Annotated in this window: 3 protein-coding genes; 2 read left to right on the forward strand and 1 reads right to left on the reverse strand. The window is 31.3% G+C overall.

Annotated features, from left to right (window positions below; all coding sequences use genetic code 11):
* Both ACS8FC_RS14010 and ACS8FC_RS14015 read left to right on the forward strand, forming a co-directional pair.
* Positions 1–786, forward strand: a 786-nt coding sequence (locus ACS8FC_RS14010) for a hypothetical protein (protein WP_439297206.1), incomplete at its 5' end; no start/stop codon positions are given.
* On the forward strand, positions 779–1,186 hold the full coding sequence (locus tag ACS8FC_RS14015) for a hypothetical protein (protein ID WP_439297207.1): 408 nt from the start codon (positions 779–781) through the stop codon (positions 1,184–1,186). The genes ACS8FC_RS14010 and ACS8FC_RS14015, both read left to right, overlap by 8 nt.
* A 91-nt stretch (positions 1,187–1,277) precedes the next feature.
* Here ACS8FC_RS14015 and ACS8FC_RS14020 read toward each other — a convergent pair.
* A partial coding sequence (locus tag ACS8FC_RS14020) for a hypothetical protein (RefSeq protein WP_439297208.1) occupies positions 1,278–1,631 on the reverse strand: 354 nt, incomplete at its 5' end.

Consider the following 1,631-nt stretch of genomic DNA (forward strand, 5'->3'; position numbering starts at 1 on the left):
TATTGTGACTCTACTCTTAGGTTAGAAAAGAAAGTTAGCAACTTAGTGAGAAGGAAATTTGGTGGTTTTAATATATTAATGGATAAAGGATTTAATAATAACTTTAACATTAAATTGAATGAAAAAGAAAGATGGATGAGACCAGATCTTGTAGTTCATAAAGATACCAACTCAATTATGCAAATGTTGATTGATAACGGTATTATTTCGTATGAATTTGAGAAGTCAAATAATTTAATTATGAATAGTCTTATAAAAGTTAAGTTAAACAACAAGAAAGCACATGAAGACTTCCCAAGTTACGAGTTTCAGAATAAAGTTTTCGAATATATCGTAAATAAGTTTTACGTTATGAGTCATAGAAATTTAAGAAGAGGAATGTCTAAAAAATACCATAGCTTAACAGTAAAAAGGGTAAATTCAAAGCTATACCACTTAAATGGAATAACTGAAAAAGATTTTCTGTTAGAATGGAATGGGGTTTTAGAAGATAGTATTAAAAAAGAATCTAACTATGATATATATTGTATAGACTGGAAATATTTACCAATAAGTTTTTTTCAGAAAGAATCTAAAGACCTAAAATTAAATGTAGTTAAGCAGCTCACTTACGAATTTTGCTTAAAAAACAATGAATATTGTGAAAATAAAAGAATAAAAAGCCAATTTATATTGCCCTTTTATAATACTAACGAATCAATAATTGATGTTTATAGTGAGATTAATGAAATTGAAGTCTGTAAGCTCAATTTCAATAAAGTCCAGAGTGCCTACCTCTATGAGTAAAAAAAATTTTCAGAGTGACTATATTATAGGTTTAGAATCCAACCTAAAAGGTAGTAAAATAAATAGCTACATTGAAGGATTGGTTAAGGATTTTTTAGTAAAATATGATGTTAATGATTATTTACTCATTAAATCTGAAGAACAAATAACTCATAATGAATTTAAAACAGTTGATTTTAATTATTTCTATGAAAAAGTGGTTTATGATTTGTCTAAAGAGAATGACTTACTAGATATAAAGACGAAGGTTTGTGTCACTTTCGATAAGCGCTTGTGTACTATCTATGACGATCATTCAGATAGGTATTACAACACACTGTCAATTGGTGGTTGCAGTATCGTCTATTATATTCTGTTTACCTTAGATGAAATTTACGACCATATTTACAAAGATATTTGAACAAGATTCCAGTCTAATTAAATCTAAAAAACCGCCACAGCAAATACTATGGCGGTTTTTATGATTCAAAATATCTTAACTTATAAAATATCTACAGCGCCCACAGCGACTGATACTGCTCATCAGTCAAGGTTACGATATCGATTTCGGCAAGCATCTCTCGCAGTTCTTCCCACTTACTTGCATCAGGCTTGATCGGTGTAATCAATCTGCCCAGCGTATTATCAATGATCGCATCCATCAGAGTATCTGCTTCGGTTTTACTATAGTCGTAATACATACGGTGAGCGGTGGCTGGCTCGTTTTTACACAGTTCCGTCATCTGATTGGTCACTTGGATAAAGGTATCTATCGCGTCTTTTTTCGCGCTATAGATCTCATCCGTCGTCAGAATCTCTAACGCCGAGAAATTCGGATAAGGTGACAGATGCTGATCGATAAACGT

The sequence above is a fragment of the Psychrobacter sp. 1Y4 genome (assembly GCF_051847555.1).